The following is a 16479-nucleotide window of genomic DNA, read 5'->3' as shown; positions in this document are numbered from 1 at the left end:
AAATTGCACCTTGATATCTAAATCTTTTTTATTTTGTATCTTGACATATTACCGCAGGTCTTAACCACGAAGTTATTTACTCAAAGCTCTTCCATTTTACCATTTGAGTCCATTTTATCGCCATGGAAAGAAATGCTATAACAAAGAAGGATAACACACGCTCTCCCTGACGGACATGTGTTATCCCGAATTTTCTTATTTTAAAGCGTTCAGTGTGATTTCGGCAGCCTTTGCAATCAGCGCATCATCATATTCCGCATTCTCTGTATCATGCCGAGACATAATTGCCATGACGATTGGTTCTCTGTTCGGTGGCCATACAATGGCAACGTCATTTCTTGTTCCGTAGCTTCCTGCACCACTTTTGTCACCAACTATCCATCCTTCTGGTGCGCCTGCACGTATTAGTGCATCTCCTGTTGCATTTCCTTTCAACCAGTCAATAAGTAATTCACGCTTATCATCTGAAAGAAAGTCATCAAGGGTGACCTTCTTCAGATTGGTGGCCATAGCTCTCGGTGTGCTTGTATCACGACTATTCCCCGGTATGAATTCATTCAATTCTGTTTCGTATCGTTCGGGCTGGGTAATGTCATCACCAATGTCACGTAAGGCTTGCTCAAATTTATCAGGACCCCCAAGAGCCTCAAGTAGGAGATTCCCCGCAGTGTTGTCACTTTTTCGAATGGCTGCTTCACTGATTTCCAATAGCGTCATTCCGGTATCTACATGTTTTTCAGTAACCGGAGAATAAGTAACCAAATCATCTTTGGTATACGTAACGATTTTTTCCAGATCTTCTATGTTATTTTGCTCAAGCAAGATTGCTGCAGCCAAAGGTTTGAAGGTGGATGAATAAGCAAAACGTTCTTCTGGTCGGTATTCGACTGTTTGATTCGTCCCTGTATCCATTGCATAGACACCTAGTTGGACATTAAATTCATTTTCGAGCTGTGCAAACTTTTCATCCTTACTGATCGTTTCTTTTGATGCATTTTCTTTGTCGGATGATACATCGGTCTTATTGTCTGCATTTACGCATGCGGTTAGTATTGCTAGTAACAGCAATGTGATGGACATGATAAAAAGAAGCATGCCGATTTTGTGTGGGCTAGTTTTTCTCATATGGATACCTTCTCTCTATTAGATTGAATCTCTCTTATTTGTTTCTTCAGTCACCAACCATAAGCATTTTATACCTTATTACTCTATGGATTACAACTGTAGTACAATATTACAATTGTAGTCTATAAAATGTCAAGTCAAAACAATCTTGAAGTATTTTTCTCTGAAAATGGAGAGTGATGTGCCATATAAACTTGTTCAAAACTTATGTGAACGAGCTAATCATAGCTATCACCAAGGAACAAGAAAAATTCCTTTTGGTGAAAAATAAAATAGATCTCGCTTTTTAGGCGAGATCTAAACTTTTATTTTCACAATATAGATTAAAAAACCTTTAATTTTTTTCTCGAATTGCTATAAAGACCGTAGTCATTAAAAATTCAGATTAATATCAATAACCAATATACACGTGCAGATTAAGTAATAAATGATGCTTCGTTTCTAAAGGTTCATTTCATTTCTGGATCCATTATTTTCCTGTTTCCTCCTTCTTTTCTTTTTAAAAACAATATTTACTATTAGGCTTACTATAAATAAAATACTTGATAGTAATATGGCAAACCCATTAATTGAGAATAATTCAAAATCAGAATCAAATAATAGAAATCCTCTTAAGATTATAATTATAGAAGCGCCTATCATTACCCCGGATGACCATTTTAACATAAATTGGATAAACTCCAATTTCATCCTAATATCCTCCTATTATTAGGTTAGTATGTAACTGCATACTATTTTAACAAAAAACACCAAAGGGGAGAGGGAAAAATGGAAAAATTAGTGTCAATTTTGGTTGTGTTTGCATTATTTGTTGGTGGTTTTGGCATTTCAAGTGTAAGCGTTACAAATACTAGCACAAGTACAAATGATACCATTCAACTATTTTAATAAATAAATCACATCTAATAGGTATAGAAGTAAAAAGTCCAATTAATTATTTTGATAGAATGTTCGGGTTTAATGAATCGATTTCTGGAACATAGGTCACAACATTACAAGATTTTCTTTTTAACTCCGAGCGTTTTTATTAAACTTGCACGTAAATATATTCACAACTCACTAGACTTAATTTTTGTATACAGCTTCAGCGTATCCGCTATTTGCTTATTATCTGGATGACTAATGTCTTCTAAAGGAGCCCCCATGACGATACTTATATATTCCCGGCCATCTACCAACCCAAGTGTCGCCCAGGATTGTCCAGCTTCATCCATTGTACCTGACTTTCCACCAATAATTTCAAAGCCATTTTGCTCATCTTTATTAAGGGACGTAAGAACAGTGGATTTTAACAGAATTCCATCAGGATGGTGTGTAGTTGACGTTGTTAGAAATGTCTCTTTCGTAAAAATCGCTTTAAAATGTTCATTATTTAATGCATAATCTAAAAGCTTGCCCATGTCAGATGCTGTCGTATACTGATCTTTATTATGGAGACCTTCTGGATTAGTAAAATGTGTGCTATTCAATCCTAGTTCAACAGCTTTGTCATTCATCATTTGAACAAAACCTTCCTCACTTCCAGCCACATGAATAGCTAGAGAGTTAGCTGCTTCGGCACCAGAGGGTAACATCGTTCCATATAACAGGTCTCGATATGTTACTGATTCCCCAGCATTAAAACCAGCCATCGAAGCATTGTTTGCAAACATTTCACTTTGCGTTTCTGTATCTATAGGAGCAATTGTAGATAAGTCGTCAATATGCTCAAGTGCTACAATCGTTGTCATGATCTTTGTGAGCGATGCAGGATATGTCTTAGATTGAGGATTCTTTTCATAAATCACATCTCCTGTTTCTCTATCAAACACATAAATATATTGACTGGCGTATTCTTCTGTACTAAAAAAGGGGAAGTCCTTTTTTACATCTAAGTTCGCTTTATCTCCCACTCTAAATATTACGAACACTACAACAGTAATGATCAATAATATTTTTACAACCGCTAAAAACCTTCTCATATCGGCTCTTCCTTTCACTAACTTAATTCACTTAATTATTTATAACAAATAATTTATTTTCCTACTATTTTCAATTAAAAATCATTGCTTGTATACTTCAATCGTACTAAAACAAAGAGTTTTGTTCTTTTGTTTTTCTTCAAGGAACCTATAAGATTTTATTAATAAATTCTTACGAAATTCTTACGAAGTACTTGGCAATGCCACAGGAAAAGGGCAGTTAATCACGCATTTAGTCAAAGGAAATTATTAGTTTATCAGGTTGTTGACTATAATTAATTGGTAATGCTAGTATAATCTCATGAACCTTGCATAGTTAAGTTTTTATAGGAAATTGGCAATACTCAATAACTGATGAACTCGCTAATAGTACGAGGCTGTTGAGGGGAATTTCCCTCCTGCTCATGTTAGTGGAAATGGGCAGTAATACTACCTGCCAGAACTCCATGTCCAGTCTCGGATATACCAATGAAAATTTATTTAAAATGAACAATGAAGGGTGAGAGAATGCCAACAAATGTTTTGGTTGTAGAGGATGAAACGGAAATTGCAAATTTAATTGAAGTATACCTTACTAATGAAGGATTTAGCGTACATAGATACTCTAACGGAAGGGATGCATTAAAATGTATCCAAACTACTGCTTTTGATTTAGCTTTACTAGATATTATGTTGCCAGAAATAGATGGTTTTACGCTCTGTCAGCGTATTAGAGAAAACTATCATTATCCTGTTATCATGCTTACCGCAAAAATAGAGGATATCGATAAAATTACCGGCCTAACTCTTGGGGCAGATGATTACATTACGAAGCCTTTTAACCCATTGGAAATGGTCGCCCGGGTAAAAGCTCAATTAAGAAGGTATAAGCGATATAACCATACAGAAGCAAACGAAAACATAGAGTCGGCCAATCCAGAAATGTATGATTTTGCAGGATTGTACATCAACAAAGTCAATCATAAATGTTTCCTATACGGCAAAGAACTGCCCCTCACACCTCTTGAATTTTCTATCTTATGGTACTTATGTGAAAACAAAGGAAAGGTCGTTTCATCTGAAGAGCTATTCGAAGCCGTTTGGGGAGAAAATTACTTAGATAACAATAACACGGTGATGGCCCATATTGGCCGTTTACGAGAAAAAATGAACGAGAAGGCTAGAAATCCAAAATTTATTAAAACAGTGTGGGGAGTTGGCTACACCATTGAATAATCAAAATTCAAGCTATTCAGGAAAAGACTTAAAAAGTGCCATCATTTATAAATTCTTTTTAATGGTGGTTTTGTTCACAGTCGGCTTAGTGTTAACTTTTTTATTTGTAGAATTTGTGCTATCCATGTTCACCTGGTATGCTGACAATTTTCTATATGTAGTTCTGCTTCGTCCGATTAATGAGAATCGTATTTTGTTTCTTTCTTTTTGTTGGATTGTCGGGTTTATCATCATTGTGTTAATCAGTTGGAAAAGAATTATTTATTATTTTGATACCATTATAGAAGCAAGTAATGAATTGGCTTCCTCGAATGAGGATCTCATTAGATTACCGCGAGAACTTAAACAGGTGGAAGAGAAAATGAATCAAATTAAACAAAGCTCGATTAAGAATGATAGGTTAGCAAAGGAAGCAGAGCAAAGGAAAAATGACTTAATCGTCTATCTTGCCCATGATTTAAAAACACCCCTCACCTCAGTTATTGGCTATTTAACCCTGCTTAATGATGAACAGGAGATCTCAAACGAGCTACGCCAAAAATACACGTCCATTTCATTAGATAAAGCAATTCGTTTAGAAGATTTAATTAATGAATTTTTTGAAATCACTCGTTTTAACTTAAGCAAATTAACGCTTGAGCTAAGTCAAGTGAATGTCATTAGAATGTTTGAGCAATTAACCTTTGAGTTTCAACCACTGCTTAATGAAAAAAAACTAGCATTTCAGCTCATCTCTCCTGACAAGCTTAATATAAAATGTGATGTAGGTAAAATGGAGCGTGTGTTTGATAATATTATCCGAAATGCAGTCAGCTATAGTTTCCCTGATAGTACTATCACAATTGAAATTAAAGAGGAAAGCAAGGGCATTAGCATTCGGTTCGAAAATGAAGGATATACTATCCCTGAAGAAAAAGTAAACCGTATTTTTGAGCAATTTTACCGCTTAGATTCCTCACGGGGCACCAATACAGGCGGTGCTGGCCTAGGACTTGCTATTGCAAAGGAAATTGTGGAACTCCATCAGGGAACCATTTCTGTTTCGAGCTCAGATGACAAAGTTGTATTTATCATTTATCTTCCAACCCTTTCGTAAGAACTTTGTAAGAAAGTAAAGAGAAAATCATTTGTTTCCTTTTATAAAATACGTAAGGAGAACACTTTCTAGCTTGGTATGATATACCTGACAAGCTAGAAAGTGTTTTTCTATTTGTAAACGAATGCCCGATTTTCAGTATCTAAACGATAATTGCTATGATCTTTACTTGAAGAAGTCAGGACCATAATCCAAATCGCTGTTAAGGTAATCTCGAACAGTTGCATTATCTTTTAATATAATACCTCTACCTGTGTTCCAACCATCAATTTAAATAGCATCTACGAAAAAATAAGTTGCTGTGTATACCATCTTTATCAGCACCCTTCATTAATATTTTTGTTAGACTTATGGCTAATTACATTCACTACATAACGGGAGCTATTATTTAATAATCTTTCACTAGCTGAGTTATAACCATAAAGGAAATGTTGCTTTCTCTGGAAAAAACAGACCAATTCGTGAAGTAATATAATTTCGTGAAACTTTAGGTAAAGTGAGACGTAACTCTATAAACGTAGCAACAGGAGCCAAAATGAATTGCAATCAATGGAGGAGAGGTTGGTTAATTATGAGAAGTTATTATCCAAAAGCGGGGAAGCTAATTGGCGGAATAAGCATTTTAGTCATTTTGCTCTCCTCACTTTGGCTTATAGGAATTGGAGAGACTAACATTCGTTACAGTGGGGATCATGAAGGAACGATGCCTTTTTGGAACAGGTGGATACCTGCTATTATTGGTATACTCCTTATTCATTTCTTACCGTTTCACCATAAAAATTATCTCCCTCTTCAATCGTCTGAACAAAGGCATCTCAAGCTTCAAGGTGTTGTCTTATTCTTGAGTGGATCCCTCTTCACGATTAGTCTTCTCATCACAAGCTTGGAAGGAATGGCATTCCAATGGTTATATATGATATCTAAAATATTCCTTTTATTGTTCATTCCATTCATCCTTTTTTTGTTTGATCGAGGCAACCACAGGCAAGAGCACCTTAATACTGTAAAACCCATAAAAAGTAGATGGTATTGGCTTACACCGCTTATAGTCATCCTAATATGGGGTTACTTCCACTTCTTTTCTATATTCTCCACCCCATTTGATTCAACAGAAGTGGATCCAACAATTTTAATCTCCGCTTTACTCATAGGGTTTCTGATTAATAGTGTACTGGAAGAGCTTTTTTATAGAGTATGGTTGCAAACACGCTTAGAATTATTACTAGGTACTTGGCCGGCGATTCTTGCTACATCGCTCTTATGGGCGAGCTGGCATATTGCAGTACATACCTCTGGTCATTGGGATGTGGATATAGCTACGGTCATGGTGAACCATGGTGTCATAGGTCTATTCCTTGGTTACCTGTGGGCTCGTTTCCGCAGAGTGTGGGTATTGATTATTGTCCATGGATTCATGAATGCACACCCACTGCAACTCATGGAGATTTTATTCCGTTAAATTTAGGAGCCCTGCCAATAATCTATATTTCTTTTGTTTTTGGATAAAATATATTGTCAACATATAATAGAGGGTTTATCACGAAAATCTTCACCTCATCTTTACATCGTTATGATAAGCTATCATTAACTCTAACCAATTTTCATTGTGAGGGTGGAAAATGCCAAAAAACATATTAATTGTAGAAGATGAAGACATTTTACGGGAAATCATGAAAGATTACTTATTGGATGAAGGATATAACGTAGTAGAAGCAGTAGACGGAAACGAGGCTTTAGCAATATTTGAAGAAAAGGAAATACATTTAATCATCCTGGACATTATGCTGCCAGAGTTGGATGGATGGTCTGTTTGTAAGCGAGTTCGCAAAACATCTAATGTGCCTATTATTATGTTGACAGCTCGTTCGGATGAAGATGATACGTTACTTGGATTTGAGTTAGGAGCAGATGATTATGTGACAAAGCCATACAGTCCGCCCATTTTATTAGCAAGAGTAAAGCGATTAATCCAAAGTCGATATGCTCAGGATGGTAAGTTACCAAGTGAAGACCATTTAATGATTAATGGTATTCATGTTCATTTCCCTACACGTACCGTGACAGTAAACGAGGAACAGATAAGCTTGACATACACAGAGTTTGAAATATTAGCCTATTTAATGCACAACCAGGGAGTTATTATAACGAGAGAGCAACTAATCATGAAGATTTGGGGATACGAATTTGCGGGGGATGATCGCACCATCAACAGTCATATTCGTAATTTACGTCATAAATTAGGTCATAAAGCAAATAGTATTGTAACGGTTATTCGAGCTGGTTACAAATTTGAGGGCACAGCATGAGGATAGGAATTGTATTAAAACTATTTATGCTGACAACATTATTATGTATGCTGATTTTGGTCATTATGTATATTGGACAAACGATATTCTTTAAGCAATACTATGCTAGCCAAAAGGTAGAGGAAATAAATACGAGTATGGAATCTTTTGAGAAAGAGTACTTAAAGGCTGAAGGAGACGTCCAAGCAATCAAACAGCTAGAGCAGGGTTTTCAACAAGAGCATACGACATGGATTACCACATTAGATAGTGTGGGGAATATTAAATACGCCAACGACTTCTCTGTAGAAATAGATTTAGATTCCTCCGAATATGAGAATTTCTCTAATCGTACCATCCACGTCCCATTGTATAGCTTTATTGATTTAGAAGAGCTAGATAGGTTAAAATTCAATTTAGAACAAGTAGAGGATATTTTCATTGATGGAATAATCATAGATAATACCGTCGTTCCTGCGATCTTAACAGGAAAGAGCAGAAATGTTGTATTGGAGAATAGGCTTTTATCCGAGGAGTTATATGGTCAAAGAACGGAAATAGAACTTGTTCCAGAAGAGAGTTCAACGAGAAACATTAAAAAATCACAATTACCAGCAGAAGAGTTATTGGACCAAAAACCGGAAACAGAACCTTCTCCAGTAGAAAGCTCACAGATATTTTTAAAAGGACGAATTACGGATTTACAATTACCAGTTGGCTCCACTATTTATACCAATCGTCTGTTTATAGAAAAAATAAAACAATTTCAAGTTAAATTACTATTAGATAAAATTGACATTAGCCATGCTCAAACAATGGATTATGAGGAAAATAATATTCCATACAAGCTCTTTATCAGACCTATCACCGATACGACTGGCGACACGAGTTATATTTTTGCGATGACGTCATTACAGCCAGTGGATGAAGCTGTTCAAATGCTGGAGGATTATTATCTTTACCTCGTTCTATTTGTGCTACTTCTTATTGTCCTAGCATCCTTTTATTATTCCAAAAAAATAGCCAAACCATTGTTACAAATAAATGATACGACAAACAAGATAGCAAGCTTAGATTTTTCAGAGAGCATACCGATTCGATCTAAGGATGAAATTGGGACACTATCCAATAATATTAATACACTTTCTACTAAGCTGCATTCTTACATTGATCAATTGCAACAGGATATAGAGAAAGAAAAACAACTCGAAAGCATACGAAAAGAATTTATTTCCGGAGTCTCCCATGAATTAAAGACACCTTTAAGCATTATGAAGAGCTGTATCTCCATAATCGAAGACGGTGTCGCCAGTGATAAAAAAGATTATTATTTTCATGCATTGAAAAAAGAAGTCGATAAAATGGATTTGCTCATCGTAGATATGCTTGAATTAGCAAAATTCGAATCTGGTACGTATAAAATGGAAATGGATGTCTTTCCTATTGACGAGAGCATTGCATATATTTGTGAGCAATTAGCTTTAGAGATGGAGAACAAACAATTACATGTCCATCAACACCGTTCCAATAATAAGGTATTTGCCAATCAAAATCGAATAGAGCAAGTTTTAACGAACTTTATTACCAATGCCATTCGTCACACCCCAGATAATCAACATATTATTATTTCGACGATCAAAGACAATGGGCGCGTAAAAGTATGTGTAGAAAATAACGGGGCTCCTATTGCACAGGAGCAGTTAGATAAAATATGGGATCGTTTTTATCGTGGAGATACGTCTCGCAATCGTGCGCAGGGTGGAACAGGATTAGGGCTTGCTATTTCAAAGAACATTTTAGAGCTACATGGTGCAGAGTACGGTGTATCCAATACAGAAGATGGTGTGATGTTTTACTTCTATTTAGATAAAAAAGAATGAAAAGAGCTTGTCCGAGTGATGTCCCCACAAAGTGAGCGTTTTTATTATGCAGCTAATTGGCTGGTTCGAGTTCGGCATTGAATGAATATAAACCAGCCAATTAATGCTTGATTAAATTTTAAGCGTCCGTTGAAATTATTTTTGATTGTTATTGAATGGCAAAGTATCGTAAAAATACAAATTAGAAACTTTTAAGGAATATCCATACACTTACCCATTATTAATGTTTTTCGGTGTTACCATTCTTTCCATAATCAGGGCTACCCTACGCCTACTAAACAATCGGAGCATTTGAGCCATAAAGTAATTCATTCGTCCATCGACACTATAATTGCGTCCTTGATCAATTCCGCGAAATCCAACCTGTACAACCTTTTCCGGGGTCGAGAGCTTTGACCCAGCAGCCAAGTCTTTGCTTCCAACTACATCGAAAAAACCCGTATCTGTTGCACCAGGGCACAGTGCGAGTACTCGTATTCCTCGTTCACGTACTTCCGCCCAAAGAGCCTCAGAGAAGGATAATACAAAGGCTTTGGTAGCTCCATAAACAGCCGAATAAGCAACAGGCATAAATGCCGCCATCGAAGCCACGTTAACGATTACTCCATCCTTACGCTCCAACATATTGGGCAGAAAACGATGTACAAGGTCTACTAGGGCAGCCGTATTCAGCATAATTTCTTCCTGCTCGCGCTCTGGGTTTATTTCCTCGAAACGCCCGTAAGTTCCAAATCCTGCATTATTGATGAGAATATCAACCGACAATCCAAGTTCGGAAATTTGATCAGCCAGTAAACGCGGGGCGTCCGCTTCAGACAAATCGTAGGTCAACGCATAAGCTTGCACGCCGTATTGGCGGTTGATTTCTCTAGCGATTGCTTCCAGTTTATCCTTGGATCGTGCTACTAGTACTACATGACAACCTCGTGACGCTAGTTGTTGTGCATATACCTTCCCAATTCCGGATGAAGCGCCAGTGATTACAGCTAACTTATTTCTATATTCATACTTTTTCAAGATAAAAACCTCCTACTACCTTCTAAGTCACGGATTATCTTTATCGTATCAACATTAGAGGTTGACAGCCACATCATGTTTATACTATTAATAAGACTAATAGCTTCCTCCCAGTATCCTCGCTTTTGTGGTAATAAACTTCAAAAGAGATTATAATAATTTTTAACAAAGTGTTTTAGATTCATATGTTTCATTGCGATGTCTATACTTCTCATAAATTGGAGGTGACATGTATGACAACCAATCGTTCCTCATCCACCTTGGGTGAATTCATTAAATCACGTAGAGAACGTTTACAGCCTGCTGATGTAGGGATAAAACCACTTCAAGGTCGAAGACGCACCCCAGGGCTTCGAAGAGAAGAGGTCTCATATCTCGCTAATTTAAGTGTGACTTATTATTCTTGGCTAGAGCAAGGCAGGGGGGTAAATCCTTCACCAGAAGTGTTGCTGAATATTAGCAACGCGTTGATGTTAGATGATGACGAACAGAAGCATCTGTTTGATCTAGCCAATGTAGATCCAGCAAGTGCAGGTGTTGAAGTAGATAGTAGAAAACCCGACACCGATTTTTTGCAAACAACCGTCGATCAATTACATTATCCTTCTTTCGTGACAGGCGAGGGTACGGATATAATCGCTTGGAATAAGGCGGCTGAACTGATTATAGCTGATTTCGGTAGCCTGCCAGAAAGCGAACGGTATATGATGAACATTATGTTTTGTAATTCGGAATACCGCCAAAGATTGGTCAATTGGGAAGAATACGCCAGATACAGCACTGCGATGTTGCGGGCAAACTTACACCATTTTAAAGATAAACCATTATATATGGAACGAATTGAACGGTTGAGGCAAAAAAGTAAGGAGTTTGTTCATTTCTTTGAATTTTATGAAATCAAGCAAAAACGGGTCGCAACTGCTTTATTTCGTCTTCCGGACGGGCAGGAGATGGAGTTTGTCGTTCACTCTGCTTCTGTTGTCGATAACGACCCAAACCTGCACTGGTGTTTCTACGTTCCAGTACATGGGTCAGGCACCGAGGAGAGATTGTCATGTCTACTAAGGACATAGGGAGCGAGTTGCGGACAATTTCATTCTATTACAGAAGTACCACCCTAAAAAGACGAGAAGTGATAACCTCATCTAAAAAGTATCTTTCTAGTTTTTTTCCCTTGTATCTAACCAATTCATTATTCTTTAATTTCTTTTCTCCATATTATAAATTTACAAAGAAGCATCGGGAACAATCCCGATGTTTCTTTGTATTTCCACCACGTTTATCCGTATCCCATATTACTATTAGCAAAACTCTTATAATTGCTATTCCGCAAATTCCCTAAAGAACATATATCCTGAGAACGGACAAGCGCTCACAGATCTTGCCTATTTCTAAATTTTTATTTGATATTGTTATGATCTGCACCTAATCTTCACCTCTCTCTATTAATTTTTAAATAGAACAAAAAAGAGAGGAAAGATTTACGATGATGTTACGACAAATTAATAGAAAAACAAAAATATGGCTTATCCTATTGGTTCTTTTTCCACTGCTAATCGTATCAGCCTGCGCGAGTAATCCTGACAATCAACACAAGGATAGTGCTACTCCTAACAAGGACATGGAAAACACTAAAAGTAGTGATACCGCTTTTAAGGTTGTCATTGATCCTGGACATGGTGGCAAGGATAACGGGGCAACAGGTGCTAGTGGCCAGTATGAAAAGAATTTCACTTTAAGCTTGTCCAAAAAGGTGCAAAAGCTGTTGGAGGACGAGCCACAAATAGAAGTTTTAATGACAAGAACCGATGATAGTTTTCTTTCACAAGAAAGTCGATACAGACCGAAATATGCCAACAAGCAAAATGCGGATGTATTTCTATCTATTCATGGTAACACTTTTTCCGATTCCACTGTCTCGGGGACAGAAACGTTTTATTATCATAAGCATTCCCGCCAATTGGCTCAGATCATACAGAAGCATGTAGTGGAAGCCACTGAATTTAGAGATAGAGGAATTAAAAAGGAAGAACTATTTGTTGTAAAAGATACGAATATGCCAGCTGCTTTAATAGAAGTAGGCTATATGACGAATCCTCAGGAAGAATCCAAAATGTGGACTGACGAATTTCAATCACGTGTTGCCACTTCCATAGTTAAAGGGATTAAAGAATATAGAGAAAAATCAGAAGAACAAGGCATTTTGGAATGGATTTCTTAGCAATATCTAAAGTTTTCTGATAGGCCATCCCAATTAAAAAGGATGGCTTTTACTTTTTCATTTTTAGTTTAATTCCATTTCAGATTTATCGCTTCTTTCGTTCATTATATTAATCTTTCAACAAGCACAAAAACAAAGAGAATCGAGGTCTTACCATGAAAAAGCCTATACTATTTATTTTCCTTGCCTGTTTGGTTATTCTTTATGCCTGTCAAAGTGATTTTGATGGTGATCAAAGGGAATCAAGGACAAATAATTCTGCGATTACAACTCCTAACAAAAAATCAGAAACTGATAACCAAACATCCTTAAAATCTAACCATTCACAAGAAAATACTAAAAGGACTGTCTACTTAACCTTTGATGACGGCCCTACTGCTGCAACATCTGAGATTTTAGCTGCTTTACACCAATTTCATGCTACGGCGACCTTTTTCATGCTAGAACCTTCCATGAAGGAATCACCAGAAGTCGTTGAACAAATCGTAGAGGAAGGTCATGCTGTCGGGTTACATGGTGTGACCCATGACATCTACCATTTTTATCAATCAGAACAAGCTGCCCTGGAAGAAATGACCACCGCTCAGAAGACACTTCAACATATAACTGGGGTCCAGTCCAATCTGATTCGAACACCATATGGTAGTGTTCCGTATTTAACGGAATCATTTCGGAAGGTTTTAGACAGCAATGAATTTAAAGTGTGGGATTGGAATGTAGACAGTAGTGATTGGTCTTTATCTGATGAAGAATATGTAGATACGGTGATTGGACAAATAGAAAAGTTAGATAAAGCGGGAGTAACACCTATAATTCTGATGCATGATAAACAAAATACAGCCGACCATTTGTCTATTCTATTAACCTATCTATCAGAACATGGATTTCAGGCTAGAAAAATCGAAGAAGATATACAACCATATAACTTTAATTGTTATCAACGTTGTCACCGACTATCTACACAAAAGTGAGAAAAATAAGCAATCGAAAAGAAGTCTAAAACCGTCATTTGTGGTATGGTGAATAAAACAAGAAGGGAGTAGATAAGATGAAAACGCAAAATCATCTGCAGCTACCAAATATCGTATCACGTGACGAATGGCTGGAGGCGCGTAAGGAATTGCTCGCTAAAGAGAAGGAATTCACGAAGGCGCGTGATGCACTAAGTGCTGAACGTCGTCGCCTCCCAATGGTAGAGTTGGATAAGGACTATGTCTTGGATGGGCCAAATGGTAAGGCCCGTTTGCTTGATCTATTTGAAGGACGCCCTCAGCTTATCGTGCATCACTTCATGTTCGATCCTGAGTGGGAAGCGGGCTGTCCGGCTTGCTCGTTGGCTGCCGACAACATCGGTCATCTCGCCCACCTTTATGCACGTAACACATCATTAGCACTCATCTCCCGTGCCCCACTTCCCAAGCTGCAACACTACAAGGAACGCATGGGCTGGAACATCCCTTGGTACTCATCCTATGATAGCAACTTTAACTATGATTTTCACGTGACACTGGATGAATCCGTCGCTCCAATAGAATATAACTATCTGGACAAGAACGAGCTTGTTCAGAAAGGGGTACCTGTGGATTCAGGGCAGTCAATGGAAGTGCCGGGAGTTAGTGCCTTTCTACGCGATGGCGATAGAATTTTCCACACCTATACGACCTACGCCCGTGGGACAGATATACTGATTGGCATGTTCAACTACCTTGACCTGACAGCGTTAGGTAGACAGGAGGACTGGGAGCTACCACCAGGACGTAGTGACGGCAATGGGAGTACATGGCTGCGACGACATGATGAATATGCGCATTCTGTTGAGACGGATGCTTGTTGCCATTCGAAAAAGGATAATCCTTAAAGTTTTTTGCCTACTCCCCGTATCTATTCAATAAGGAAAAACGTTTTATAAGATGAATAGTATTGAAAGGGGATGGAGGAGAGCGATGAAGATTCTTATATTAGGAGCATTCCTGTTATAAGAAAATTTGAGGGATAATCACTGAATTTGAGAAATGCATAAAAAAAGCCCCCCTGGTACGATAGAGAGTGTCATGCATGACCTCGAATTAAGTACCGAAGGAGGACTTCTAGTATGGATTTTACACAAAATAAGCGAATTGCGCAAATCAATGAACAAACATTAATTATTGGAGTAGATGTAGCGAAACGCAAACATGTCGCTCGGGCGATAGATGATCGTGGACGAGATCTGGTGAAACGGCTTGTCTTCACGAATTCCTATCAAGGTTTCTCCGAGCTGATAGATTGGGCCAAAAACTTGTCAGAAGAACATGGTCGACCAAACCTCATGATTGGGATGGAACCAACTGGTCACTATTGGCTTAATTTAGCCTATTATTTGAAAGCACAAGCAGTATCCGTGGTGGTTGTGAATCCGATGAAGGTAAAGCGATTCAAGGAAATGGACGACGACTCCCCAACAAAGAATGACACAAAGGATGCGAAAGTAATTGCACAAATCATGCGTGACGGTCGTTATCATGAGCCTACTTTACCCGAGGACGTGTACGCAGAATTGCGGGAAGGCATGAAGTTGTATGACATCATTCAAGAGGATGTAGCGTCCATTAAAGCGCAAATGCAAAATGCACTCGATCGATATTTCCCAGAATTTCTGACCGTCTTTAAAGACTGGACGGGAAAAGCTGCCCTCCATTTATTAGATAAGGGCTATTTGCCAGAAGATATTCGAAAAACATCCGAAGAAGCATTGCTTTCCGAGGTGAAACAGGCTGCGACACGAGCAGTTGGCATCAAACGTGTCCAAGCTTTAAAAGAAGCAGCTGAGAATAGTATTGGCCTGAAGGTAGGTTTAAGCATGGCACGCCAAGAAATTCGGTATCTTCTTGATCAGTATAGGATGTTGGAAGAACGATTAATCGCTCTGGAAGCACAACTGGAAGAACTCGTTCTCCATCTTCCTGGTGCTGATCAAATGTTAGCAATTAAAGGGGTAAGTGTCATCACTGTCGCTGGATTTTACGCAGAAGTTGGTGATTTATCTAATTATCAAGATCCACGCCAAATCATAAAATTAGCGGGATTGAACTTAAAGATGAATCAATCAGGTTTATTCAAAGGACAGACAACCATCACCAAACGTGGACGCAAAAGATTGCGGAATTTATTGTATCAAGTGGCAAGACCCTTATCGTTACACAATGAAGGTTTTAAACAGCTGCACCAATACTATCGCTATCGATCGAATAATCCGTTGTCAGGTAAACAATCGTTTATCGCATTAAGCAGGAAACTAATTAAGATATTTTTCACGATAGGAACACGCCAATGCGCATTCAGTGAAGAACGAATGCTTCGGGATATCCCAATGATTTCGAACAAACAGAAAGTCGCTTAATAGAAAGTAGAACATCGTTTACAAAAAACATTCTTGACAATTGAAGCACGGAGTAGCCGGTCGTTATTTTATCCATTAGGGCATAGACCCACTATAGGAGCATTTCCGGCCTCCACCATGGTCAGGTCGAACGAAGGAATTTACGCGCAAAGACGCCGAGAGACGTGGGAGGGTTCACCGCCATGTGCAAGTGGAGATCCATTGTGCGATCATACACCAATAACCATTTAATGGAAAATAAATCCGATACCTTGTTAGAAGTATGACGATTGAATTCCATATTTATCATGATTTATAAAT

General features: G+C 37.9%; 14 protein-coding genes. 10 read left to right on the top strand and 4 right to left on the bottom strand.

Annotation, left to right across the window (positions count from 1 at the left end; genetic code table 11):
- Positions 1-195 precede the first annotated feature (195 nt).
- The 3 genes from bla to ACZ5N5_RS05635 form a co-directional block, all read right to left on the bottom strand.
- Positions 196-1125 (bottom strand): class A beta-lactamase, encoded by a 930-nt coding sequence (bla, locus tag ACZ5N5_RS05645; RefSeq protein WP_464373406.1) that lies wholly within the window; start codon positions 1123-1125, stop codon positions 196-198.
- Between the two features lie 441 nt (positions 1126-1566).
- Entirely contained in the window at positions 1567-1815 is a 249-nt protein-coding gene (locus tag ACZ5N5_RS05640) for a hypothetical protein (protein ID WP_054789240.1), read from the bottom strand.
- Positions 1816-2174: 359 nt separating this feature from the next.
- On the bottom strand, positions 2175-3086 hold the full coding sequence (locus tag ACZ5N5_RS05635) for a D-alanyl-D-alanine carboxypeptidase family protein (protein WP_464373405.1): 912 nt from the start codon (positions 3084-3086) through the stop codon (positions 2175-2177).
- A gap of 507 nt (positions 3087-3593) precedes the next feature.
- On the opposite strand from ACZ5N5_RS05635, the gene vanR reads away from it, so the two are divergent.
- From vanR to ACZ5N5_RS05610, 5 genes are all read left to right on the top strand, one after another.
- The gene (gene vanR / locus ACZ5N5_RS05630; protein ID WP_464373404.1) at positions 3594-4301 is read left to right on the top strand and encodes a VanR-ABDEGLN family response regulator transcription factor; all 708 of its coding nucleotides are present in this window, start codon (positions 3594-3596) and stop codon (positions 4299-4301) included.
- Complete coding sequence (locus ACZ5N5_RS05625) at positions 4294-5397, top strand: sensor histidine kinase (protein WP_464373403.1); 1104 nt, start codon at positions 4294-4296, stop codon at positions 5395-5397. Before vanR ends, ACZ5N5_RS05625 begins: the two co-directional genes overlap by 8 nt.
- Before the next feature lie 571 nt (positions 5398-5968).
- Positions 5969-6856, top strand: a complete 888-nt coding sequence (locus ACZ5N5_RS05620; RefSeq protein ID WP_464373402.1) for a lysostaphin resistance A-like protein — start codon at positions 5969-5971, stop codon at positions 6854-6856.
- A gap of 160 nt (positions 6857-7016) precedes the next feature.
- Positions 7017-7703, top strand: a complete 687-nt coding sequence (locus ACZ5N5_RS05615) for a response regulator transcription factor (protein ID WP_054789237.1) — start codon at positions 7017-7019, stop codon at positions 7701-7703.
- Positions 7700-9562, top strand: coding sequence for a sensor histidine kinase (locus ACZ5N5_RS05610; protein WP_464373401.1), 1863 nt, complete (start codon positions 7700-7702; stop codon positions 9560-9562). The genes ACZ5N5_RS05615 and ACZ5N5_RS05610 overlap by 4 nt, the downstream gene beginning before the upstream one ends.
- Before the next feature lie 210 nt (positions 9563-9772).
- Here ACZ5N5_RS05610 and ACZ5N5_RS05605 read toward each other — a convergent pair whose 3' ends face one another.
- On the bottom strand, positions 9773-10579 hold the full coding sequence (locus tag ACZ5N5_RS05605) for an SDR family NAD(P)-dependent oxidoreductase (protein ID WP_109983374.1): 807 nt from the start codon (positions 10577-10579) through the stop codon (positions 9773-9775).
- Positions 10580-10812: 233 nt separating this feature from the next.
- Here ACZ5N5_RS05605 and ACZ5N5_RS05600 point away from each other — a divergent pair, with 233 nt between their 5' ends.
- From ACZ5N5_RS05600 to ACZ5N5_RS05580, 5 genes are all read left to right on the top strand, one after another.
- A complete protein-coding gene (locus ACZ5N5_RS05600) occupies positions 10813-11652 on the top strand; it encodes a helix-turn-helix transcriptional regulator (RefSeq protein WP_464373400.1) in 840 nt (279 codons plus the stop codon).
- A gap of 413 nt (positions 11653-12065) precedes the next feature.
- Positions 12066-12800, top strand: coding sequence for an N-acetylmuramoyl-L-alanine amidase family protein (locus tag ACZ5N5_RS05595; protein WP_054789236.1), 735 nt, complete (start codon positions 12066-12068; stop codon positions 12798-12800).
- Between the two features lie 155 nt (positions 12801-12955).
- Positions 12956-13771: a polysaccharide deacetylase family protein gene (locus tag ACZ5N5_RS05590; protein ID WP_054789235.1), complete on the top strand. Its 816-nt coding sequence runs from the start codon at positions 12956-12958 to the stop codon at positions 13769-13771.
- Between the two features lie 77 nt (positions 13772-13848).
- Positions 13849-14658, top strand: coding sequence for a DUF899 domain-containing protein (locus ACZ5N5_RS05585; protein ID WP_054789234.1), 810 nt, complete (start codon positions 13849-13851; stop codon positions 14656-14658).
- 234 nt (positions 14659-14892) lie between these two features.
- Entirely contained in the window at positions 14893-16179 is a 1287-nt protein-coding gene (locus ACZ5N5_RS05580) for an IS110 family RNA-guided transposase (protein WP_277679423.1), read from the top strand.
- The last annotated feature ends 300 nt before the right edge of the window (positions 16180-16479 follow it).

It is taken from the genome of Gracilibacillus sp. JCM 18966 (genome assembly GCF_055392695.1).
The sequence above is the reverse complement of the archived record's forward strand: the minus strand, read 5'-3'. Positions and strand labels throughout refer to the sequence as shown.

Excerpts from the sequence above, each read along its gene's own strand:
- ACZ5N5_RS05620 (WP_464373402.1), top strand. The coding sequence starts at position 5,969 with ATGAGAAGTTATTATCCAAAAGCGGGGAAGCTAATTGGCGGAATAAGC.
- ACZ5N5_RS05600 (WP_464373400.1), top strand. The coding sequence starts at position 10,813 with ATGACAACCAATCGTTCCTCATCCACCTTGGGTGAATTCATTAAATCA.
- bla (WP_464373406.1), bottom strand. The coding sequence starts at position 1,125 with ATGAGAAAAACTAGCCCACACAAAATCGGCATGCTTCTTTTTATCATG.
- ACZ5N5_RS05590 (WP_054789235.1), top strand. The coding sequence starts at position 12,956 with ATGAAAAAGCCTATACTATTTATTTTCCTTGCCTGTTTGGTTATTCTT.
- vanR (WP_464373404.1), top strand. The coding sequence starts at position 3,594 with ATGCCAACAAATGTTTTGGTTGTAGAGGATGAAACGGAAATTGCAAAT.
- ACZ5N5_RS05585 (WP_054789234.1), top strand. The coding sequence starts at position 13,849 with ATGAAAACGCAAAATCATCTGCAGCTACCAAATATCGTATCACGTGAC.
- ACZ5N5_RS05580 (WP_277679423.1), top strand. The coding sequence starts at position 14,893 with ATGGATTTTACACAAAATAAGCGAATTGCGCAAATCAATGAACAAACA.
- ACZ5N5_RS05640 (WP_054789240.1), bottom strand. The coding sequence starts at position 1,815 with ATGAAATTGGAGTTTATCCAATTTATGTTAAAATGGTCATCCGGGGTA.
- ACZ5N5_RS05610 (WP_464373401.1), top strand. The coding sequence starts at position 7,700 with ATGAGGATAGGAATTGTATTAAAACTATTTATGCTGACAACATTATTA.
- ACZ5N5_RS05595 (WP_054789236.1), top strand. The coding sequence starts at position 12,066 with ATGATGTTACGACAAATTAATAGAAAAACAAAAATATGGCTTATCCTA.
- ACZ5N5_RS05615 (WP_054789237.1), top strand. The coding sequence starts at position 7,017 with ATGCCAAAAAACATATTAATTGTAGAAGATGAAGACATTTTACGGGAA.
- ACZ5N5_RS05635 (WP_464373405.1), bottom strand. The coding sequence starts at position 3,086 with ATGAGAAGGTTTTTAGCGGTTGTAAAAATATTATTGATCATTACTGTT.